At 46.0% G+C, this 23382-nt stretch carries 18 protein-coding genes; 10 read left to right on the top strand and 8 right to left on the bottom strand.

Annotated features, from left to right (window positions below):
• The first annotated feature begins 5 nt into the window (after positions 1–5).
• From NBH07_RS18165 to NBH07_RS18145, 5 genes are all read left to right on the top strand, one after another.
• Positions 6–860 carry an ATPase gene (locus NBH07_RS18165; protein WP_009018628.1) on the top strand — a complete coding sequence of 285 codons (855 nt, stop codon included), beginning with the start codon at positions 6–8 and terminating at the stop codon, positions 858–860.
• Between the two features lie 3 nt (positions 861–863).
• Positions 864–1694, top strand: coding sequence for an N-acetylmuramic acid 6-phosphate etherase (murQ, locus tag NBH07_RS18160; protein WP_005855245.1), 831 nt, complete (start codon positions 864–866; stop codon positions 1692–1694).
• 43 nt (positions 1695–1737) lie between these two features.
• On the top strand, positions 1738–2400 hold the full coding sequence (locus tag NBH07_RS18155; protein ID WP_039849075.1) for an MgtC/SapB family protein: 663 nt from the start codon (positions 1738–1740) through the stop codon (positions 2398–2400).
• Between the two features lie 63 nt (positions 2401–2463).
• On the top strand, positions 2464–3105 hold the full coding sequence (locus tag NBH07_RS18150) for a DUF8491 family protein (RefSeq protein WP_005855249.1): 642 nt from the start codon (positions 2464–2466) through the stop codon (positions 3103–3105).
• Entirely contained in the window at positions 3102–3677 is a 576-nt protein-coding gene (locus NBH07_RS18145; RefSeq protein WP_009018630.1) for a uracil-DNA glycosylase family protein, read from the top strand. Before NBH07_RS18150 ends, NBH07_RS18145 begins: the two co-directional genes overlap by 4 nt.
• A 958-nt stretch (positions 3678–4635) precedes the next feature.
• Here the strand turns inward: NBH07_RS18145 and NBH07_RS18140 are convergent.
• The 6 genes from NBH07_RS18140 to NBH07_RS18115 form a co-directional block, all read right to left on the bottom strand.
• Complete coding sequence (locus NBH07_RS18140) at positions 4636–5511, bottom strand: hypothetical protein (RefSeq protein ID WP_005865624.1); 876 nt, start codon at positions 5509–5511, stop codon at positions 4636–4638.
• Between the two features lie 39 nt (positions 5512–5550).
• On the bottom strand, positions 5551–7311 hold the full coding sequence (locus NBH07_RS18135) for a RagB/SusD family nutrient uptake outer membrane protein (RefSeq protein ID WP_005865626.1): 1761 nt from the start codon (positions 7309–7311) through the stop codon (positions 5551–5553).
• Positions 7312–7326: 15 nt separating this feature from the next.
• On the bottom strand, positions 7327–10572 hold the full coding sequence (locus NBH07_RS18130; RefSeq protein WP_009018632.1) for a SusC/RagA family TonB-linked outer membrane protein: 3246 nt from the start codon (positions 10570–10572) through the stop codon (positions 7327–7329).
• Positions 10573–10937: 365 nt separating this feature from the next.
• Positions 10938–11816 carry an AraC family transcriptional regulator gene (locus NBH07_RS18125; protein WP_009018633.1) on the bottom strand — a complete coding sequence of 293 codons (879 nt, stop codon included), beginning with the start codon at positions 11814–11816 and terminating at the stop codon, positions 10938–10940.
• 18 nt (positions 11817–11834) lie between these two features.
• A complete protein-coding gene (locus NBH07_RS18120) occupies positions 11835–14033 on the bottom strand; it encodes an alpha-galactosidase (protein WP_009018634.1) in 2199 nt (732 codons plus the stop codon).
• A 70-nt stretch (positions 14034–14103) separates the two neighbouring features.
• Positions 14104–15597, bottom strand: coding sequence for an IMP dehydrogenase (locus NBH07_RS18115; protein ID WP_005855263.1), 1494 nt, complete (start codon positions 15595–15597; stop codon positions 14104–14106).
• A 160-nt stretch (positions 15598–15757) separates the two neighbouring features.
• Here NBH07_RS18115 and NBH07_RS18110 point away from each other — a divergent pair, with 160 nt between their 5' ends.
• Positions 15758–16471: a pirin family protein gene (locus tag NBH07_RS18110; protein ID WP_156682350.1), complete on the top strand. Its 714-nt coding sequence runs from the start codon at positions 15758–15760 to the stop codon at positions 16469–16471.
• Between the two features lie 75 nt (positions 16472–16546).
• Here NBH07_RS18110 and NBH07_RS18105 read toward each other — a convergent pair whose 3' ends face one another.
• Positions 16547–17839, bottom strand: coding sequence for a M64 family metallopeptidase (locus tag NBH07_RS18105; protein ID WP_008781002.1), 1293 nt, complete (start codon positions 17837–17839; stop codon positions 16547–16549).
• Between the two features lie 109 nt (positions 17840–17948).
• Here NBH07_RS18105 and NBH07_RS18100 point away from each other — a divergent pair, with 109 nt between their 5' ends.
• Positions 17949–18425 carry a pyridoxamine 5'-phosphate oxidase family protein gene (locus NBH07_RS18100; RefSeq protein WP_009018635.1) on the top strand — a complete coding sequence of 159 codons (477 nt, stop codon included), beginning with the start codon at positions 17949–17951 and terminating at the stop codon, positions 18423–18425.
• A 38-nt stretch (positions 18426–18463) separates the two neighbouring features.
• On the opposite strand, the gene NBH07_RS18095 is transcribed toward NBH07_RS18100, so the two are convergent.
• Positions 18464–19096 carry a peroxiredoxin gene (locus NBH07_RS18095; protein WP_008774437.1) on the bottom strand — a complete coding sequence of 211 codons (633 nt, stop codon included), beginning with the start codon at positions 19094–19096 and terminating at the stop codon, positions 18464–18466.
• A 172-nt stretch (positions 19097–19268) separates the two neighbouring features.
• Here NBH07_RS18095 and NBH07_RS18090 point away from each other — a divergent pair, with 172 nt between their 5' ends.
• The 3 genes from NBH07_RS18090 to NBH07_RS18080 all read left to right on the top strand — a co-directional run bounded on the left by NBH07_RS18090 (position 19269) and on the right by NBH07_RS18080 (position 23364).
• Positions 19269–21137 carry a PAS domain-containing sensor histidine kinase gene (locus NBH07_RS18090; RefSeq protein ID WP_008781004.1) on the top strand — a complete coding sequence of 623 codons (1869 nt, stop codon included), beginning with the start codon at positions 19269–19271 and terminating at the stop codon, positions 21135–21137.
• Between the two features lie 170 nt (positions 21138–21307).
• On the top strand, positions 21308–22534 hold the full coding sequence (locus NBH07_RS18085) for a quaternary amine ABC transporter ATP-binding protein (protein WP_008781005.1): 1227 nt from the start codon (positions 21308–21310) through the stop codon (positions 22532–22534).
• Entirely contained in the window at positions 22531–23364 is an 834-nt protein-coding gene (locus NBH07_RS18080) for an ABC transporter permease (RefSeq protein ID WP_005855277.1), read from the top strand. The genes NBH07_RS18085 and NBH07_RS18080 overlap by 4 nt, the downstream gene beginning before the upstream one ends.
• The last annotated feature ends 18 nt before the right edge of the window (positions 23365–23382 follow it).

Below are 23382 nucleotides of genomic sequence, written 5' to 3'. Positions count from 1 at the left end.
AGTGTATGATATTAATTGCGGATAGCGGATCTACAAAGACGGAGTGGTGCCTGGCGGATCAAGGCAGACCGGTGCGTACGGTCGTGACGGCGGGTATCAATCCCTTCTTCCAGACACGGGAGGAGATCGCCGGAGAAATCCGGGATGCCTTATTGCCCGCCTTGAAGGGTGAGCGGATCGATGCCATTTACTTCTATGGCGCCGGTTGCGCCTTCCCGGAGAAGAACCGGATCGTGGAAGAGGCGATTACGCCTTATATCCCGGCTCCCATAGAGGTGTATAGTGACTTGATGGCGGCTGCTCGTGCCTTATGCGGGAGCCGTCCGGGAATCGCCTGTATATTGGGGACGGGATCGAATTCTTGTCTGTATGACGGGACGGAGATAACGGAGCATATCTCTCCCTTGGGATTCATTCTGGGGGATGAGGGTAGTGGCGCCGTGCTCGGGAAGTTATTGGTAGGGGATTGCTTGAAGCGTCAGTTGCCGGCGCCTTTGGTTCGGAAGTTTATGGATCAATATGAGTTGACGCCCGCCTTATTGTTGGAGCGGGTATATAAACAACCTTTCCCGAATCGTTTCTTGGCTACCTTATCCCGTTTCTTGTTGGAGAATATCACCGAGCAACCGATTTATAATTTGGTCTATACGAGTTTCCGTAGCTTTTTCCTCCGTAACGTGGCGTTATATCCGGGAGCTGATACGTACCCGATTCATTTCGTAGGCTCTATCGCCTATTATTATCAGGAGGTATTGAAAGCTGCGGCCTTATCCTTAGACTTGAAGGTCGGTACGGTCGTACAGGCTCCCATGGACGGATTGATCCGGTATCATTTTACGAACGAAGAAAAAAATGAATGAGTTATGGCATTTCAAAAGATAACCGAGTCGGAATCGTTGTATGATAATCTGGATCAGATGTCTGTCCGGGAGTTGCTGGAAGGCATCAATAACGAGGACCGGAAAGTGGCGATCGCCGTTGGCCGGGAGATCCCGAAGATCGAGAAACTGGTAACCCGTATCGTAGAGCGGATGCGGAGAGGCGGTAGGCTCTTCTATATCGGGGCGGGTACGAGTGGTCGCTTGGGTGTCTTGGACGCCTCCGAGATCCCTCCCACGTACGGTATGCCGAATACCTTGGTGATCGGTTTGATCGCCGGCGGCGACCGGGCGCTCCGGAATCCCGTCGAGTCGGCGGAAGACGATCTGGATAAGGCTTGGGAGGAACTTCAACAATATCATATCAATACGAACGACACCTTGGTGGGGATAGCTGCCTCGGGTACGACTCCCTACGTGATCGGCGCCCTGCGTAAGGCACGCTCCGAGGGAATCCTGACGGCCTCTATCTCCTGCAACCCGGACTCTCCGATGGCGGCGGAGGCGGAGATCGCCATCGAGCCGGTAGTAGGTCCGGAGTTCGTCACCGGAAGTACGCGGATGAAGAGCGGTACGGCCCAGAAGATGGTGCTGAATATGATCACGACCTCCACGATGATCAAGTTGGGTCGGGTGAAAGGGAACCGGATGGTGAATATGCAACTGACCAACCAAAAATTGGTGGACCGTGGCACCCGTATGATCATGGAAGAGCTTCGTCTGGATTACGAGCAGAGCAAGAACCTCCTGCTCCTACATGGCTCCGTCCGGGAGGCGATCGATTCTTATCACCGTGAATGGCGGCTGAATCAATAAATAATTCCTATCTTTCGGGGTAAAACCTAAAAGATCGTTGATTATGATGTGGGATTTCATACTAAGACTTTTCGTGGCAGGTATTCTGGGCGCCGTTGTCGGGCTAGACCGTGAGTACCGTGCGAAGGAGGCGGGTTACCGGACTCACTTCCTTGTTTCGTTGGGTAGCGCGTTGATCATGGTTGTCTCCCAATATGGCTTCCAAGATGTCATCCTAGAGAATAGCGTAAGTCTCGATCCGAGCCGTGTGGCCGCCCAAGTGGTGAGTGGCATAGGTTTCATCGGGGCGGGTACGATCATCATCCAGAAACAATTCGTGCGGGGATTGACTACCGCCGCCGGTATCTGGGCGACCGCCGGTATCGGTCTGGCCGTCGGCTCAGGCATGTACGGGCTCGGTATCGCCGCCACTTTGTTGACGCTCGCCGGGCTGGAGCTGTTGAGCGTTATTTTTAAAAGCATTGGGATGCGAAGTTCCTTGGTGGTATTCTCTACCTCCGACCAGGAGGCGATCAACCGGATCGCCCGTGTTATCTACGAGAAAGGTTTCCTGCTGGTAAGCTATGACATGAAAAGACTGGGGCATCAGGAGAAGGACGAGTACGTCGTCAGCATCGTGTTGAAGGCCCGTAAAAACACGGAGGAAAGTCCACTGTTGCTATTGATGGAGCAATTTCCGGAGGTTACGGTGGAGAGAATTGAATAGTTATTCTGCATTGGCGGTAAGTTTTCGTATATTCGCGGCTCGAAACTATTTAATAATCGTACGATGAATTTTATTTCTAAGCTATTCAAGAAGAACGTATCTGAGGCGGAAGAGGCCGGCAAAGGTTCCGTGGAGGAGTTCGTATCTTTAATCCGTGTATATTATCAAGCCGTTATGGCTGTGAACTTGGGTATCACCAACTTGAACATGCTCGCCGATATGGCTTTGTTCAAACGCATGTTGAAGATACCGACCCAGAATAACAAATTGGGTGTCGCCGAGAAATCCCGTGTGCGCAAGGTGTTGATGGAGGATTACGGCCTAAGCGAGGCTTTCTTCAAGGAGATCGACAGCTCGGTGAAGAAGAACTGCAAGAACCAGAACGATATCAAGACGTATTTCTTCATGTTCCAAGGTTTCTGCAATGACTTGTTCAACTTGCTTGGTAATCTGATGCAGTGGAAGTTCCGCTTCTCCATGCTGGTGAAGAAGTTGCTGTATAATATGACGACGAAGACGGTTCACGATATCTTGACCAAGTCCGAGTGGAAGGATATCAGCGTGCAGAAGGCCGCGTGGAGCGTGCGTAAGTATGCCGAGAAACTAGGCTACTCCGAGCAATGGATCACGGACTTCGTGTATAACGTCGTGCTTCTGGCGAAAGAGGACCAGAAGAAGGAACTCAAAAAGAACAAGGAAGCATGACCACCGAGCTGCATCCGCTAGGTTTCTTCCTCCCGGAGAATACGAGATTGCTGATGCTGGGAAGTTTCCCGCCTCCAAAAGCTCGTTGGAGCATGGATTTTTATTACCCGAATATCCAGAATGATATGTGGCGCATCCTTGGCTTGATTTTCTATGGGAACAAGGATGCGTTCCTGCGAGACAAGAAGGCGTTCAGCGAGGAGAAGGCGAAGGCTTTCTGCCGGGAGAAGGGGATCGGGATCGGTGATACCGCCATGGAGGTGATCCGCTTGAAAGCGAACGCCTCCGATAAGTTCCTTGAGGTGGTACGGCCGATCGATCTGGAGAAGGTCTTGTCCCAGATACCGGAATGCGTGGCGATCGTGGTAACCGGGCAGAAAGCGATGGATACCCTCCTCTCCGTATTGCCCGGCACGGAGGAGCCGAAAGTGGGCTTCTCGTCGGAATTTTCTTGTATGGGAAGGACGATGAGGCTGTTCCGTATGCCTTCATCCTCTAGAGCTTATCCGAGGCCGTTGGAGGAGAAGGCCGCCGTTTACCGGGGGATGTTCGAGACGTTGGGGATGGTGTGAGGCAAGTCTGCCATACAGCATTCCTTGTTTACGCCCCACCTCTTCAAGGAGTGCGGTAAGCTCGGAAACGTCCTATCTGAATGATGTCCAATTATCTCTTTCGTGTATATACATATTTTAAGTACTTGATGCGACATTAGAACAGGAGAAACGCTGCGATATTTGCGACGTTATTCAGTTTAAAACGTCCGATTATGGAGTTTAATGCACGAACTTATTTTCAGTAAGGTACAGTTGTAGCATCTTATCGCCGTAAGATGTATGATCTTACTGTTGTAGGATGTATGATCTTACCGTTGTAAGATGTATCATCTTTCACGGATACTTGACATCTCCTTGTCTTGCGTCTTTTAGCAAAGTGACAGTTTGTAAATTTAAGTCCCGGAGAATCGATTCTTTCGGGCAAAGATGCGGTATGCTCCCGAAAACGAAAGAAAAAAGCGACAATCGATTGGTTGATAGGGCAATGCTGGAAAACGGCCTTTTATTCTAGCGGGATTTATTCATCGTATTTCATGTTTTGGGGGCAGGAAGGGAAGAAAAACGGTGCTACAATAGGGTTATAACAGGGTAAGAATGCCCATTTGCGACGACTCATAACCCTATTCTTGACTACTTACGATGCCCAACGGCAGTATCGGCGTAGCCTAACACGACCAGTCGTGTAGGCTTCCGCCACCTATCGTGTGTGAAAAATGCTCTATTTTAACAAAAAGGGGTACTTATTGCTACCTCTTTCTCGCTAGTTTGCTAGGTTTGGAAAATAGGTGTGTCAAGGTAAATGCTCTATGGAAATCAAAAAGATGGCGAGAGACCGGTTGGGTTGACGGAAGGATATTTGCTGGAGAGTGGACATGATATAAAAAGAGGCGGATACCTTATGTATGGCCCGCCTCCTTTTTATTTTATGCATGAATAACTAGGGAATAGGGGGATCCTTATTCCCTAAATTATTAGTTTATTCCTTCGCCTTGAAGGCCCAGAAAGTAGCCTCACCCCATTGTGCCGTACCGGAGGCGGCGTAGGTTAAAACAAGGTTCTTGTCGTTCAGAAGCATGATATCGAACTCTGTCGGTTTATAACCGTTTCCATTGATCATGTAAGGGAATAAGATTGCTCCCTCGGATGTGTATAGCTTGCCGATTTCCCAAGAATCACTGGCCGTCATATCAAAGGAGAAAGTTCCTTCGTTGATCGTTTGGGATCCCGTGTTCTTCACGATTTTCTTGCCGCTCAGGATGAAGGTCATGTAAGCGTCCGGAGTTTCCTCGCCTGTAGCTGGAACTTTTAGACCCTCTAATTGTCCGGTAAGATCTGCGGGTGCGCAAGTCCACCAGATGCCGTTCTTGTTCGTAATGAAGTCTTCTGCGTTAGAAGCGGCTTTATAACCAAGGTTACCCCAACAGCCTCCTAAAACCTCGGAATCGTATGTCCAAACCTTCTCTCCATCTCCACAGAGATATGCCCATGCCGGGTCTACATCTACGTAAGTCGTGATGCTGAAAGTCTTTTGAAAAGAGGTGATGCTGCCATCTTGATTTATGGTACGAATCGTGAACGTTTGAGATTCCTCTCCACCGGGAGTTAAGTCAAACGATCCACTTGTTCCAGTGGTCAGGATATTTCCTGAGGGATCAAGTATCTGTACGGTCGTGGATGGATTTGTAGCGTATGTAAATTTGTTTTGACCTTCTACCGTTTGCATTAGGGTAGCGGCCTGTTCCAATTGCGCTTCAGTCATACTCGCTGCTATGGAGCCTTCTTCCTCTACCGTAGGATCGCAGGCGGTGAGGAGCATCGCGAAAAGTGAGATAACTATACTATATTTCTTCATGATTTTCTAATTAAAAGTTTGACCTTATTGAAATCGTTTTTACCATCGGTTATATTGGCTGTCTGAACCTTCCCAACCGGCGTTCTGGGTGATGCTGCCGTTCGACATATCCACCTCGCTCTCCGGTATCTTGAAGAATCCGGCGGTAGCGTTATATCGTGTGGCGTAGCCACCTCCGTGGGCTTTGTTAGAGTCCTCTTGGCCATTGGTGTATATCTTCACGTTGGTCTGCTTTTCCAATGCGGCGGCGGCTATGTGCCAGCGACGGATATCATTCCAGCGGATACTCTCAAAAGCGAGTTCCCAACGACGTTCGTTTTGCAGGGCTTGGAGTGAGTAAGACGAGATGGGGCTCAAGCCTGCTCTCTCTCGAACCCGGTTGATTCCGTCCGTGTTCTCTTTCAGCTCGGATTGCATTAGTAATACATCGGCGAAACGGATAAGCACGAGGTCGTGGATATTGTTCAGCTGTAAATTCTCGGAACCCTGTGCCCAGCCGTCAGTCCCGTACATTAGGTTCTCGAAGCATACGGAGTACGTGTCTCCATTTTTAGCGGCAACAGGGAGCCACTTCTTGGAGAGGTATCCGGTCTCTTGGATAAACTCACCACCGCCGCCGAATGCCCATCCTTGCTCGGTCCAAGCGGCGCAATCCGAAATGGAGGCGTCACGGCGTTTGTCGTTAGGCTCGGAACTTTTCCAATCGCTTACGAGGTTCGGGGCGGCGGGTCCTGCTCCCCAGCCTTGCCCGAAGGGGAAGGACTCGGCCACGCCTGCCATGCCGCGTACGCCGAAGTGTAGGGCGAAGTTATTCGCGTAACCAATGCTTGTGCTCCAGTCGGCTAATTTGTTGTATTTGATAGCGAACAAAGTCTCCGGATTCACGGCGTTGTCATCTTCCACCCATTTCAGGCCCTGTCCGGTGGTATAGTCGTAATCTTCTACCGTAAACCGGTTTGTATAGGCCCAAAGGTTGCGGAAGTCCGACGTGACCAGCGAGTAACCAGAATTGTTCACGCAATCGTCGATGTAGCCGATCACTTGGTCTTTCGTCAGTGTGGAACCGTCGGGCAAAGCCACGGAAGTCAACGGTGAGTAAGTGGTGCTGGTAAGCGCGGCCAAATCCTCGCCATTGCAATACATGCCTGTATAGAATAACCAAGCACGGCCCAACATGGCTTCGGCGGTGTATTTATCGACATGTCCGTCCGTCTTGCGAGTGGCGGGCATAATTTCCGCTGCATCACGCAGGTCTTGTAGGATTTGTCCCCATAGCTCAGCGGCGGTCGGTTGGCTTGGCTCTACGGATTGCGAGGTGATTGTCAGAGGGACGCGTCCGTACATGGAGGCCAGCTCGTAGTAATAGAAAGCGCGAAGGAATTTTGCTTCTCCCTCGATCTGGTTCTTGTCGGATTCTGCCAGTTGGATATTTTCAATACCATCCAGCAAGGAGTTCGCACGGTTAATACCTTGGTAACGGTCTTTCCAGAATTGTTGGGTCATGTCTTGCTTGGAGTTCAGCAACATATCCAGAGATTGCATATGCAAGTCGTTTGGACCTCCGCCCCCTAGGCAATCGTCGCTGGCCAGCATGGCGGCGTAAAGGAAAGAGCACTCAGGTGTGGCGGACACTTGGTTCAAGTTCTGATAGATACCGGCTAACGCTTGTGTGGCATCCTCGGTCGTAGCGGGAAAGTTCTCGCTACTTTTTGTTACGTAATCCTCGGCATCCAGCGTACAAGAGGTGATTCCCCCCATGATCGAGGCCGCGATACCGATTAAATATATTGTTTTTTTCATCTTGATAATCAATTATTAGAATTTGACATTAACTCCTACCATATAGGTTCTCGCTTGGGGGTAGTTACCTACATCCACGCCCGTTACCCAGCTCTCTTTATCGTTGAGAGCGGTTCCGCACTCTGGATCCATTCCTTTATAACCTGTGAAGGTAAAGAGGTTTTGGGCGGAGACATACAAGCGAAGCTGCTGGAATTTGCAACTTTTCCATAGACGTTTGATGTCGTAGCCTAGGGTTACGTTTTGGATACGGAAATAGTCTGCGTCGTCCACGTAAATATCGGAAATGTTGATATGGTTCACGGTGTTACCGGGCAACAGGATCGGGTATCGGTTGGATGTTCCCTCGCCATGCCAGTAATTGTAGACGTTGCTGCTATAGTTATCGAACTGTCCGTTACCAAACTTACGATACGTGTGGGCAACCTGCATGCCGAACGCTCCGTAAGTGGAGATGTTCAAGTCAAAGCCTTTCCAGCTAAAATCTAGATTCAAGCCCATCGTAAGGTCTGGATGAGGATTACCGATCTCCGTCTTATCGCTGTCGTTGATCACGCCATCGCCATTGACATCGACAAATTTCAAGTCACCCGGGGCTATCGAGGTGCCTTGCAGGGAGTTAGAGGCATCCCCACCGCAATTCTGGTCAAGATAGGTCTGTATATCCGCTTGATTTTGCATCACGCCATCGGTCTTATAGCCCCAGAAGTAACCGATAGGATGTCCTTCTTCCATACGGGCCATATAGGTGGTTCCCTCGGACAGAAGAGCGTTACCTCCATTTACGTAATGAGTACCGTTATTAACTTCTGTTACCTCATTCTTGTTATGCGCGAGGTTCAAGCCGATGCCATAGCTAAAGTCTGAGCCTACCTCATCCCTCCAATTTAAGGCAAGCTCGATACCCGTGTTCTTAACTGTACCGGCATTTGCGACCATGGAAGAGAAACCGTTGATTGAAGATACGGGTACGTCGATCAGCAAATCTTTTGTTTTCTTACTATACCAATCGAAGTTTGCGTTTAACCGGCCGTTCAAGAAGCGTGCGTCTAAACCTACGTTCGTCTGCTCCGATGTTTCCCATGTAATCTCGTTATTGGGTAACAAAGAGGGGTAAGCGCCTTGGGTTCCTCCGTTTTTATTATTATTGAAGGAATAAAGTCCTAAATCACCGAACGCGTATGTGGAGGCGTATTTGTACGCTCCAATATTCTCGTTACCATTTTGTCCCCAACTGGCGCGAACCTTCAAGAAATCCATCCAGTTTTTCGTGTTTTCCATCCAGCTCTCGTTACTCATCACCCAACCTGCGGAGAATGAGGGGAAGTAACCCCAGCGATGACCGCTGGAGAAATTGGAGGAACCATCGGCACGGACAATCGCGCTAAACATATAAGTTTCCTTGAGGTCGTAGTTGATACGGCCGAAATAGGATAGGATGGAGTGATCATCCACGGGATATCCTCCTACTATACCAGCGGTACGACCGGAGAAGTTGTTGAAGTAAGCATGCGAGAAATCTCCGAAGATGCTGGTCGTGGCGTGTCCTTCGATGGTTTCCGACATATTATTACCTTCTCTGGAATACTCTGTACCGACCAATACGTCGAAATGATTCTCCTTTACGTCGAAAGCATAGCTCAATGTATGTGTCATACCCCAATTCCAACCGATGGTCATATTCTCGTCCAGATAATCATCCGTATTCTGGTCGTTGTTATTATTTTTATAGATGCCGTTGTATGCTTTGTAGAGGCTGGAGTTCTGTTTGTAGTAGACTTGGCCTTTATACTTCAAATCCTTTAACGGCTGTATCTCTATATAACCGATGGCGCTAAGATTGTGGTTCCGGCTTTTATTATTGCCACTGGTGGTATTTAACAAGGTGTTCATCGGGTTATTGATGTATTGGTTGAGCCCGAGTAAACCCATTGATCCGGATCCTTGCGCGATCAAGTCGTCGTAGTCGAATAACTCTCCTTGGCTATTGTATAATGGAACCAATGGATTGGCTCCCATCATGCTATAGATGCTGTTGGAGTATTGGTTACCGATTTGGATACCTTGGTTGGATGTGTGTTGGTAATATACGTTCTCACCGAATTTTATGATATCCAGATCCTTGTTTTTCCAAAGGATATGCTCGGAATTTAAACGAATGGTGAAGCGGCTGTAGTCGGATTTAACCGGACCACCGAAAATACCGTCTTGATACTGATAACCTACGCCAGTAGAGAACTTGGAGAGCTCTGAACCTCCGGTCACGTTCACGGAGTGAGATGTGGTTATTGCGTTCTTGTTGCGAAGTAACTCCAGCCAGTTCGTACCCGGGTTGGAACCGTTTTGATAGGATTCCAGTAAATCTGCGTCTAGGTATTGTGACCAATTGAAGGGCGATACGCCGGCGTTGAAGTTGATCTGGTCTTGAACGGCCATGTATTCTTTGGCGGTAAGCATATCCGGCATCTTTACTACATTCTGCCAACCGATGTTGCCGTCATAGGATACTTGCACTTTTCCTTCTTTACCTTGTTTTGTGGTAACCAAGATAACACCATTCGCCGCGCGGGCACCATAGATGGCGGAGGAAGCGGCATCCTTTAATACGTCGATACGCTCGATATCGGCAGGGTTCAAGGAATTGATATCGCCACCGGCCACACCATCAATAACATAGATAGGAGCCGTATCTCCATTCGTACCGGCACCACGGATGTTTACTTTAAATCCGTCACCCGGCTGACCGGAAGAAGCCACGATATTGACACCCGGGCTTTGATTCTGTAATGCGCTTAGTGGGCTGATCGTATTACGTTTAGCGACTTCATCGCCTTTTACCTCTACGGTCGCACCTGTCACCAACTTTTTCTTTTGTACACCATAACCTACTACCACTACCTCGTCCAAACTCTGTGAGTCCTCTTTCAAGGTGATCTGTAAGTCGGATGTTTGGGCGGTTACGGGAATCTCTTGGGTCATATAACCGATGTAGGAGATCTCTATGATAGAGCCGGGGGCGGCCTCTAAGCTGAACTTACCATCCAAATCGGTTATCACTCCGTTTGTCGTTCCCTTTACGATAACATTGGCACCGATGACTTCCATTCCTGTTGCGTCTTTCACGGTACCAGTGATTCTTTTTGTTTGTTGCATGACTTCCATCGAAGTACTAGGGGCGGCTAACATTTGTGGTATGCCACCTAGCTGGAAGGCCATACATGCGCCTAAAAACAGCGTCGTTTTCTTAATTGTTGAATTCATTATTTTTTACATTAAATCATATAAGGCTAAACTAAAATTCATTTACTCAATAAGGTCATTAGCGGTTAACTGCTAAAAACATTAGATTCTCGGTCCTTCCTCATAGGCAATTGTTTTTTTGTTGTTAATATGCATTGTTAATTTCTGTCGCAAAATTACGTCGGATCCCAAGTGCGTTCAAATACTATTTTATCCAAGAATAATACTTTTTTGCCGGAGTGTATTTTTAACACATCGATGGGGTAGCCGTAGGCATGAAAGCCTTTGTGACTGGTCGCAAAGATAGAAGTGTGAAGGAAAAGAGAAGGGGGGATTTTGTATAGAAATAGGGGGGGATATGTATTTATCCCTGTTAAAAGGGTCTCTTATACAATGATTTTTGTCTTTTTGTAGTTATCCCGGAACTCTTTGGGAGAGCAGCTTTTCTTTTTCTTAAAGATACGGTTGAAATTCGAGAGGTTATTGAAGCCGCAGTCATAACAAATCTCCGCGATGGATCGTTGCGTGTCCACCAGCATGCGGGCGGCGTAACCGATACGGATATCGGTGATATAGTCGGAGAGGGTCTTCCCGGTCCTCAACTTGAAGAAACGGCTGAAAGCGGAAGGGGCCATACCTACGAGTTCCGCCAGTTGGTTTAGGCGGATATCCTGTTGGTATCGTTCGTTAATGTAATTTTGTACTTTCTGGATACGACGGCTCTCGGAATGGATATCTGTTATTTTAGCGAATGAGGAGCTGGCCAATACTTTGTAGTTCTCCTCGACAGAAAGCTCATATAAGATGGTTAAGAAGTTGATGACCGCATAAAAGCTTTGCTCCTCGGAAACCAGCTTTTCCAGTAAATGGTAAACCTTCAGGATGGAAGACATCGGGAAACTGATGCCGCATTGGGCTTTCTCCAACATTTTCCGGATACTGTTGAATTGGTTTTTCTCCAATAGATTCTTCCCGAAGAGATCGGGAGAGAACTGGACCGTGATCTCATGGATCAGAGGCGATTTACATGCGTTCTGCTCCCAGACATGCTCCAGTTCTTTCCCGGTTATCAATACTAACTCGTATTCTCCGATCACTTCCGCGGAGTCACCGACCACACGCCTTACCCCCGGAGCGTGCTCAATGAAATTGAGCTCGTACTCCGAGTGGCAATGGATCGGATAGGTAAATTCTGTCTTACGCCGGTCTACGATGTAAAAGCAGTCCTTTTCCGATAGTGGGGTTATCTCGCGGATAATGTCCATTCTCTGTTGACAATTTAGTTAGTGAGCCTCGGTCAGCTCTATGACCTTGCTATGGACATGAGCCGTAGAGAATACGTTCATTCCTATTTTCATCAAGAAATCTCCGCTGAAGGTACCTCCGTCGGTAACCAAGGTCGATTTCTGGCCCGGCATGAGGTTTATCTCTTGTACCTTATATTTCTTATTCGGGTCCAATCCTTGTAGCTTTACGGGGAAAGTCTTTTCTCCGAAGCGAGGGTGGATATCATAAGCGAATAGGACGGATTTGCTTTTTGCCTTATCCACGTACATCACGGATGAATGGTTGGTATCGTAAGGGGAGACTAGACGGTACAGATCGCCGTCGAGGATCGTGCCCTTTAGACGTTTGTAGTTGGCAACTGCTTCTTGGCAGTATTTCATCTCGTCATCGTTCATTTCCTTTAAGCTGATATCGAAGCCCATCTTACACATCATGGCCACGTCGGTACGGAACTTGATGGAGGTATTCTTGTTCCAGCTAGTCACGTGGGCGCACATTGCCTTTGCCGGGAAGAACTGGGAGAATCCCCATTGGATATACAAACGCTCGATCGGATCGGTGTTGTCGCTGCACCAGAATTCCGTGAAATATTTCAATGCCTCGTAATCACAGCGGGCACCCCCACCGGAGCAAAGCATGATCGGTAGGTGAGGGTATTTCTCGGCTACCCGTTTGAATACGTTATAGACACCTCGTACATGGTCGATATACAATTGATTCTGTTTCTCTTTAAGATAGGGGGAATAGACATTGGTAATCGGGCTGTTGCAATCCCATTTGAAGAAAGCCAGATCCGGATTCTCGATCATGATATTATCCACCACGCTGAATACATAATCCTGTACTTTCGGGTTGCTTAAGTCTAAGACAAGTTGATTGCGATAGTAATAGGTCTCACGATTCGGTAGATGGATCGCCCAGTCCGGGTGTTTCTCGAAAAGTTCGCTCTTGGGGTTTACCATCTCCGGCTCGATCCAGATACCGAATTTCAAGCCGGCATCTTTAGCGACCTGCACCAGATGAGGAATGCCGTTTGGCAACTTATCGTGTGTAACCTCCCAATCGCCCAATCCGGCCTTATCGTTTTGACGAGGGTATTTATTAGCGAACCAACCATCATCCAGCAAAAACATATCTACACCTAGATGCTTGGCTTCTTTCATTAGTTCCTCCAATTTCTTCTCGTTGAAATTGAAACCAGTCGATTCCCAGTTGTTCAGTAGGGTAAGTCGATCGCCTTTACCATCCTTGATCTGGTAATTACGTGCCCAATCATGGATATCACGACTGGCTTTTCCGGTTCCTTGATTACTCAACGTAAAGATAAACTCAGGAGTGACGAACCATTCGTTCGGTTTCAATTCATAGGCGGACGCATAGGGATTGATGCCGGAGATGACACGAAGGTTACCGGCGTTGTCCACCTCGAACGTAAAGCGGTAGTTTCCAGTCCAACCTATCGTTCCCATTAAAACATCTCCTGTATTCTCGCTGGCCGGGGCACCTAACCCAATCTCAAAAAACGGGTAAGCGTGCATGGCGGCACGGGAGCCTAGTTTCGTATCGATAATCTTTTTCCCGAATTTCAAGTCTTGGCTGCTCATCTGTACTTCTTTGGCCCAGTCACCGCTAAACTCGGTCAATACATAGCGAGGACTCTCGAAATAAAGCATATTGGAAGCGTATTGGGTAATCGTGACCGGTTTTTTCTCCATATGACGAATCTCAGTCCAAGCCTTGATCACGTTTTCTTTAGCGAAGGTTACATAATGTAATTTAGCCTCCACTGGGTATACATCGTCTTTCAGGGAGATAATTGTCTCCGTAACGTTATTGTCTAGTTTCTTAGATTCGCTGGAAACATACTTGAATATGCTAGTCATGTTTCCGTCGTTATGCTGGATGGCGAAAGCTGGTTCGAAATAATCTTCCGCTCCTGAGCAAGGATATACTTCCCATCCACGGGTTGATACGCTGCCATCCGTTCCGGCTTGGATATTCCATGAGAGGTTCTCAAATTCGGATTCGTTTACTAATTTATTCCCTAGATAAGTTTGGTAGAGCCGTCCATTGGGGGCTACTTGTAAAATCAAGTCCGTCTCATTGGTTGAGATTAAGATCATCTTTTGATCGGCGGCTTTTACGAATGGCAAACAAAAACACAAAAGGATAACTGTAAGTAATAGATTTTTCATGGTAAATTATTTGAATGTGTAAATAGTAGAGACGTAGCGTGCCACGCCTCTACTAGAATACATATTGTAATTAATTCTGCTCTTTCAGGATCACGTCGTGAGCGCCACCCTCAACGATACTCGTAGAGGAGACAAGCGTGATCTTGGCATGCTGCTGCAACTCTTGGATAGAGATGGAACCGCAGCTACACATCGTAGCGATCATCTTACCCAATGTTACGTTTAAATTATCTTTCAATTTTCCGGCATACGGTACATAGCTGTCCACGCCTTCCTCGAATTTCAAGGACTCGTTTCCACCCATGTCATAGCGCTGCCAGTTCTTCGCACGGTTAGATCCCTCACCCCAATACTCCTTCACGAAGTTGTTTCCTATTTTCATCTTCTTCGTAGGAGACTCGTCGAAGCGGGCGAAATAACGGCCCATCATCAGGAAGTCGGCACCCATAGCCAACGCTAATACCATATGGTAATCGTGTACCAAGCCACCATCGCTACAGATAGGGATATAAACGCCGTGTCTCTTGAAATATTCGTCGCGAGCTTTCGCTACGTCGATCAAGGCGGTAGCCTGTCCGCGACCGATACCTTTCTGCTCACGGGTGATACAGATGGAACCACCACCGATACCTACCTTGATGAAATCCGCTCCGGCGTCAGCCAAGTAGTTGAAACCATCTTGGTCAACCACGTTTCCGGCACCAACCAGTACCTTGTCTCCGTAGGTATCCTTGATCCAGTGCAAGGTCTCGTACTGCCATTCGGAATAGCCGTCGGAAGAGTCGATACACAATACGTCAACGCCTGCCTCTACCAATGCCGGAACACGTTCCTTATAGTCGCGGGTGTTGATACCGGCACCTACTAATAATTTCTTATCTCCGCCGGATAACTCTTTCGGATTCTCACGGTGGCTATCGTAGTCCTTGCGGAATACGAAGTATTGAAGCTTCTGATCCTTGTCGATGATTGGCAATGTATTCAACTTATGATCCCAGATAATCTGGTTCGCCTCTTTCAAGGTCATGCCTAGCTCGCCAACGATTAGTTTAGCGAACGGGGTCATGAAATCTTTCACTTTCATGTCGATCGGGTCTTTGCCTTCACGGTAATCGCGACTGGTTACCATACCTAGCAATTTGCCGTTAGGCGTACCGTCATCTGTCACACCAATCGTAGAATGTTCTGTCCGGCGGACTAGCTCAAGCACGTCGGCCAAGGTATTCTCGGGCGTAAGGTTAGAGTCGCTGATAACGAATCCGGCCTTGAATTTCTTTACTTTGCGAACCATATCCGCTTGGCTCTCGATCGGTTGCGAGCCGAAGATGAAGGAAAGTCCTCCGTTGCGAGCCAACTCGATTGCCAGTTTAGGGCCGGAAACCGATTGCATGATCGCGGAAACGAAAGGAATATTTAATTCAATAGCGGATTTCTCGCCAGACTTGAATTTCACAAGCGGCGTTTTCAATGAAACGTTTGCGGGAATACATTCTTTGGTGGTTAAACCGGGAATAAGTAAATACTCACCAAATGTTCTCGATACATCGTTTAAGTAGATTGCCATAAGATTTTATATTTACAGGATGAGTTTTTTTAATTGCGCAAAAGTAGCGATTTCTGTTCATATATGAATCACATGTTTACATGAAATGTTCGAAATATGCGTCACGCAACATTTATAGTTATGGATTTGTTATTAATGTAGATTTAAAAAGGAGGAAAATATGAGAGTTGTAGTTGATAAGGCTCAATCCAGAGGGTATGCGAATCACGGTTGGTTGAAAACACATCACACGTTTAGTTTTGCTAATTATTACAATCCGGAAAGGGTTCATTTCGGGATGCTACGTGTATTGAATGATGATTCCGTGGCGCCGGGTGAGGGATTCGATATGCATCCACATAAGAATATGGAGGTTATCTCCATCCCGTTAAAGGGATATTTACGCCATGGGGATAGCATAAAGAATAGCGAGGTGATTACGCCGGGAGATATTCAGGTGATGAGCGCCGGTACCGGTATCGTGCATAGTGAGTTCAACGACAGCGATAATGAACAATTGGAGTTCTTGCAAATATGGGTATTTCCCCGTGAGGAGAATACCAAGCCTCATTATGCCAGTTATGACGTGCGTCCGGTTACTTCGGAAAAGAATAAGTTGTCCTTGATCATCGCTCCGGATGGTAGCGCTCCTGCGTCGATCAACCAAGACGCTTGGTTCTCTTTAGGAAACCTAGATGCCGGTCAAGTAAAGGAGTATAAGCTACATAGTAAAAATAATGGGGTTTATTTATTCGTGATTGACGGAGAGGTGGAGGTAAGTAATACGATCCTGTCTAAGCGTGACGGGGCCGGATTCTGGGAAACCGAAAGCATTACGATAGAAGTCTTGAAGCACGCTAAAGTTCTTTTGATAGAAGTTCCGATGATGAAATAAATGTTGATAGGTTAGTGCTGGCGGGTATCTTAATAGTTGATGTAACAAAGCTATTAGGGTACCCGCTCTTTCCTTTTAATGTTTTATCGGTTTATCCGTGAAGTAATCGATCATCTGTAAGATCGCCCGGCTACAAGCTGGACAGAATGGAGCGTAATCACGCATCATACAGTGATCCATCGGGCGATAAATGCCTTTAGCGATGTAACCGCCTCCCTCGAATACGCCTGCCTTATCTTTATGAGCGTCATCTAATGGGGTAGGTACCGGTGTATTAGCCGGCAGAAGATCTTTCCATTTAGCATCGAAGTTAACCAAGGTCGTGATGTTCGGTTCCCAAGGCTCGTACTTCAAATTATAAAAATCTTGATAAGCGACCTCGGAACTGAAGTATTCATCGGCTAGGCCGGCGAAACTATGTCCGAACTCGTGAACGAATACGACTGGGGTACGTGGGTTATCGGCGGTTCCCATGGCATAAAAATTATACATACCGCCACCACCGTAAGCGTCCGTGTTTACCAAGATGAAGATTGCGTCGCAAGGAGCGTTCCATACGGCGTCACGTATAGACTTCATATCCGGGGTGGTTAAATAGCGATCTACCCCAAACGTATAATAACCGGAATTCAATGCGGTATTCTTGAATATACCTTTACCGGATACATCTGTTCCCGATTCTTCCGAAACGGCATCTACTGCCCAGACATTGAAATCTTCCCGGCGAGTGTCATAAGGCGGGGTCTTAAACAATGCCTCCGTAAAACGTTTGGCATCAGCTACAAATTTCTCTTGCTCGTCCGCCGTATAACCTTCCGCTAAGAATACGAGGTCTACTTTCCCGGAGGAATCCCCGTTATATTGGATTTTTGTGATCCGGTTTTCCTTGAGTTTCCCCCGGTCAATAAAAATACTGGCCGGATCAATCTCTTGTTTCAATAAAAGATGGAACTGCATGTCGGCCTTGTCTCTTGCCGTAATCTCAATGATGACAGGAGCTTTCGGATAGGGGATAGAGATGCTATTTGTCCAAGATTGTGTCTCGGTCTTCGCTTGCTCTGTACTTCTCCATTCTTCGAATAACGTATTGAATCCTCGTGAGTAGATCAACTCTTTACCGGCTTTATCATATACATTAATATAATACCCTCCATAACCAAACGGATCGATCAAGTTTTTGACCGGCCCTGCCCAGACAGGTTCTTCCCGGAGTTGTTGTATAGCGGCGGCTTGGAAATCCCAATTCCCACTCAATGCGAAATCAATCCGGAGACTTTTCTTCGTGAAGTGTTTTTCAAAATTAGTTTGTGCCAGACAAGTGAAACTGTAAAGAATGGCGAATAATAATAAGGTTATTCTTGCTCTCATAGATCTATAATATTTATCATGTGTCAACTTTATGACGCAAATGTATATTATTTTTTTATAGATTTGCCACGATTAGTGTATTATACTCGTTTATAAATAAATTAGACCTATGTTTAGAGAGATCAGACGAAAAGACCGGATTTTGGATAATGAGTTGGCAATTCGTTTATTGGAGGAGGCGGAATATGGTTTTTTGGCCATGTCGGGGATAAATGGGTATGGGTATGGAATCCCGATCAATTATGTAAAGGAAGGGGATTCTATTTATTTCCATTGCGCTCCGGAAGGGTATAAGCTGGAATGTCTACGAGAAAACCCGAAAGTGAGTTTCACGGTAGTTGGCGCTACACAAATCGTTCCGGGAAAATTCACGACAGGTTACGAGAGCACTATCGCTTTTGGAGAGATGCATTTGGATTTGCCGGAAGAAGAGCGTCGGTATGCCTTGCGGCTACTCGTGAATAAATATTCATCGGCGTTTAAGGAGATCGGCGAAAAGTATATTGAGAAATCTTTTTACCGGACTAATATCTTACGTCTAGATATCTCGCATATCTCGGGAAAGTGTAAACGATTGTCTCAATAGTATAAAAAAGGGGGCCTAGCCCCCTTTCTTGCAATATATCAATGATGGCTTAAATAATTAGAGACTCCTGCGTTTGTCGCTTTCATGGCGTCTTTTCCTTTGGACCAATTTGCCGGGCAAACCTCGCCATATTCTTCGAAGTGCTGTAAGGCGTCGACCATACGGAGAGCCTCGTCTACGTTACGGCCTAATGGTAAATCGTTGATTACATAATGACGGATCAAGCCCTCTTTGTCAATCAGGAACAGACCCCGGTAAGCGACCGGATTTCCTCTGGAGATAAGTTCTCCACTTTCGTTCGTAATATAATCAGCGGCCAATACGCCAAAGTTTTCAGAGATGGTTTTGGAAAAATCGGATACGAGTGGATAAGTCACCCCATGGATACCTCCTTTATTCTTATCTTGGTTTAACCATGCGAAATGAGAAAATTGAGAATCGACGGAGCAACCAACCACCGCTACGTTACGTCTTTCGAATTCCTGTAACTTTTGTTGGAAGGCATGTAATTCTGTCGGGCAAACGAATGTAAAGTCCATCGGATAGAAAAACATGACTACATACTTCTTGCCTACATATTGTTCCAAAGAGAAATCCTCGATGATCTCATTGCCATTCACTACTGCCGGAGCGTGGAATTCCGGTGCCTTTTTACCTATTAATGCTTTCATATTATAATTAATTTGTTTGTTAAGTAACAAGCGTAAGTGAAGGTTTGTTGTTGCTTTTTAGTAAAGAGACTGATTTTCTTGTGAAATAGACCTAAAGTTTATGCTTTAAAATTTCTCTGATTTTCAAAGATTTTATTTCTTTGTAACTTATTGATGTTAATAAAGAAAGTATATGGAGGTTTCCGAGGTAAAACAGCGTTTGCTGACAGATTTTTTTACATATTATCCCATGGGAGGTGCTCTGTATGATAAAAACGGTGCACTAATTGATATAAATAAGTCCTTAAACGAGAAATTTCCTTTTACGAATGAAGCGGACTTCTTATTAAATAATCTTTTTCGTACAGATTTGTTGACCGATCTTCAAAAACAATATCTGCGTGGGGGAAGCGTGGTTTCCGGTTCTTTGCCTGTACCGTACTCCATCATCCCCTCAATGAATGAGGATAGAGATATTCTTGGGTATACCTTATTATTAACGGGTAATCCGGCGGTCGGGCAGGAGGCAGCCGGTTATGACCGGGAATTGAAGGAATTGACGGACATGTCGCAAAAGATGGCGGAAGCGGTTCCTGATACGATCCTTTTGGTAAACAAGCAACTGGTTGTAGAGAGGATTATCGCTTATGCTGTGGAGACTTGTATAACGCCGGAGTCGATCAATCGGCGTATCGATGATCTTCCGGGTTTCATTTATCCGGATGAGACTAAGCGTCGTGTGGCCGCGATCGTGCAAAGTTGCTTGAATAAGTCGGAGATCATGAATTTAGATTTATCGATTCCGGGACATAACGCTCCGATCGTTTATTTTAAACTACGGTTGGTACCGGTACATGACCGGTATGTGATTATTTATATACGGAATGTATCGGAGCTCGTTGAGCAGGAGAAAGCGAATGAGGCGTTAAGCAGTAAGTTGTCCGAAAGCCGGATGATGATGGAGCTTGCTTTGCAGAATAGCAAGATTACGACTTATTCTTTTAATTTCAGCCGGTTTAAGTCTTGCGATAAAGTACATTGTAACCGTTGTTTCCAGTTTTATGGCACGACCAATAGTTTATTGAAACGTAATCAGTTCATTTGTCAGGCTTTGCCACAACTTCGTCACCCGGACGATTCTGGCGACTTTTTCTATCTATTCAATACGATCCGTACGAATAAATTGGATGAATATAAAATAGATTTTCGTCTAAAGAACGATGATAACACCTATCGGATCTATGAGGTGATCGGTAAGACGCATGAAAAGGATGAAAATGGTTTCCCGAATTTGATTGTTGGCTGTATGATCGATGATCAAGAACGATTGGAGTTTGAGGAAGACTTGATCTTAGCCAAGGAAAAAGCGGAGGAGGCGGATATGCTTAAGTCGACTTTCTTAGCGAATATGACCCATGAGATCCGTACACCGTTGAACGCTATTGTCGGTTTCTCTGATTTGTTAGGAGTGGAGGAGGATTCGGAATTGCGCCAAAATTATATTAGTTTAATCAAGATGAACAATGATTTACTTTTAAGTATAGTAAATGATGTTTTGGATATTTCCAGAATCGAGTCTGATATGATGACGTTTACTTATATGGATGTTTATTTACCTTCCTTTATGAAAGATCTATATAACTCCATACAATTACGTAGACCGGAAGGGGTGGAAATGACCTTGGATGCATGTCCCGATATCATATTTAATATAGATCGAAATCGATTATGGCAAATCTGCATGAATTTATTGACGAATGCGGTTAAGCATACTAAAAAAGGTCGTATTTGGTTTGGTTATACGCTTGAGGCTGAGGAGAAAATGATTAAGTTTTATGTTTCGGATACAGGTTGTGGCATTCCCAAGGATGAATTGGATAATATCTTTGCCCGATTCGTGCAATTAAGCGATTTTGAGCAAGGAGTCGGATTGGGATTAGCAATTTGTAAAGGTCTGGTATTAAAAATGGGCGGTAATATTTCAGTGATTTCCGAAGAAGGATTTGGTTCTACATTTATTTTCACTTTACCTATGAAAAGACCCAATAGTTGGAAAAACTAGTGAACAATACTCTTTGAAATTCGGTTGTCTATATAAGAGATGATTTAGGTTGTAGTCAATTTCCATAATAAGCATTAACTTATACATGCTTTTGGTTTATGTTTTGCCATAAGAAATTCTGGACTTATGGCCTAATCTTTTTGTATCATACCTGTAATCAAGGATTTTATATGACGAAAATAGAAATAAAGAATTTATCTATTCTTTTCGGCCCGGAGAAAATGCGTGCGAAAAGAATGCTAGTAGCGGGAAAAAGTAAACAAAACATTTTGAAAGAAACGGGTTGCACGGTAGCTGTACGTAATGCGAACCTAAAGATTGAGGAAGGGGAGTTATTTGTGATAATGGGACTTTCCGGAAGTGGAAAATCTACGCTGTTACGTTGTATTAACCGATTGAACGAGCCCTCTTTGGGAGAAGTCTTTATCAACGGAAAAAACATAACGACTTCCTCGGATAAAGAATTATTGGATATACGGCGTAAGGAAATGGCTATGGTTTTCCAGCATTTTGGATTGCTGCCCCATCGCACGGTATTGAGTAATATCGCTTTTGGCTTGGAGTTACAAGGGGTTCCTAAAAAAGAAAGAGACCAGAAAGCTGTGGAAAGTGTAGCCCTAGTAGGGTTAAAAGGATACGAGAACCAGAAGGTTAGCGAGTTGTCTGGAGGTATGCAGCAACGTGTCGGATTGGCCCGTGCGATCGCAAATGATCCCGAGGTGCTCTTGATGGATGAGGCTTTTTCTGCCTTAGACCCATTGATCCGTGTACAGATGCAGGATGAGCTATTGAAACTACAAGAGAAGATGCAAAAAACGATCATCTTTATTACGCATGATCTTGACGAGGCGATTAAGTTGGGGGATCGTATCGCCATTATGAAAGACGGGGAGGTCGTGCAAGTAGGTACCCCTGAGGAGATCTTGACAGATCCGGCCAATCATTATGTCTCTAGATTTACGGAAAATGTAGATCGTGGACGTATCGTTACAGCCTCATCGATAATGATAACCCAGCCGGTTGTCGCTCGTATCCGTAAAGATGGCCCGGAGACCGTGTTGAGGAAAATGAAAGAGAAAAACTTATATGTATTGCCGGTCGTGGATGGAAATAGGCAATTTCTGGGCGAGGTTCGTTTGAAAGATGTCTTGGCTCTTCGGAAAGCGGGGAATCATGATCTTTCATCGATTGTGATGAAAGAGGTTCCTTCGGTTCTGGAAAACACGACGGTTGAGGATATGCTTCCTTTGTTACCGGAGATCCGGCAGGCCTTACCGGTCGTTAATGAGGCCAATCAATTGGCTGGCTTGGTTTCTACTTCATCGATTATAATCGAGATGACGGGGAAGGATAAAGAGGAAATAGATCAAATTGTTCAAAACGCGATAGAATTATGATAAATATAGGAAAATATATAGAGATTGCCATTAATTGGCTGACTGAGCATTTCGCTCGTTTTTTTGATGTGATAAATGATGGGGTCGGAGGATTTATCGATGCTTTTCAAGATGGGCTGACTTGGATTCCGTTTTATGTGATGATTTTGGGCTTGGCATTGTTGGCTTGGTTCAAGGCAGGAAAAGGAGTCGGCGTGTTCACGGCATTGGGTCTATTGTTAATTTACGGAATGGGTTTCTGGGTGGAAACGATGCAGACTTTGGCCTTGGTACTGTCTTCTACCATTATCGCCTTGATGATCGGAGTTCCGTTAGGAATTTGGACCGCACGCAGTGATCGGGCGGATAAGATCATCCATCCGGTCTTGGATTTGATGCAAACGATGCCGGCTTTCGTCTACTTGATACCAGCCGTTTTGTTTTTTGGTTTAGGTCCGGTACCCGGCGCTTTCGCAACGGTGATTTTCGCCATGCCCCCGGTTGTGCGGTTGACCGATCTGGGAATCCGTCAAGTCCCGGCCGATATTGTGGAGGCTACCCGCTCATTTGGCGCTACTTCCTTTCAGTTGCTTTATAAGGTGCAATTGCCATTGGCTTTGCCAACGATCATGACGGGAGTGAATCAAACGATCATGCTTTCACTTTCTATGGTAGTGATAGCGGCCATGATCTCGGCAGGAGGATTGGGTGAGATTGTCTTGCGAGGAATTACCCAAATGAAAATAGGTTTAGGTTTCGAAGGAGGTATAGCGGTCGTTATCTTGGCTATTATCTTGGATCGTATTACGCAGGGCTGGGCGAAAGGTAAAGTGAATAAACAAAAGAAATAAGAAACATAGAAAAGAAAG

Origin of the sequence: Parabacteroides sp. B2-S-102 (genome assembly GCF_023656665.1) — a bacterium.
GTDB lineage: Bacteria > Bacteroidota > Bacteroidia > Bacteroidales > Tannerellaceae > Parabacteroides > Parabacteroides distasonis.
This window is presented reverse-complemented; position numbering and strand designations above follow the sequence as displayed.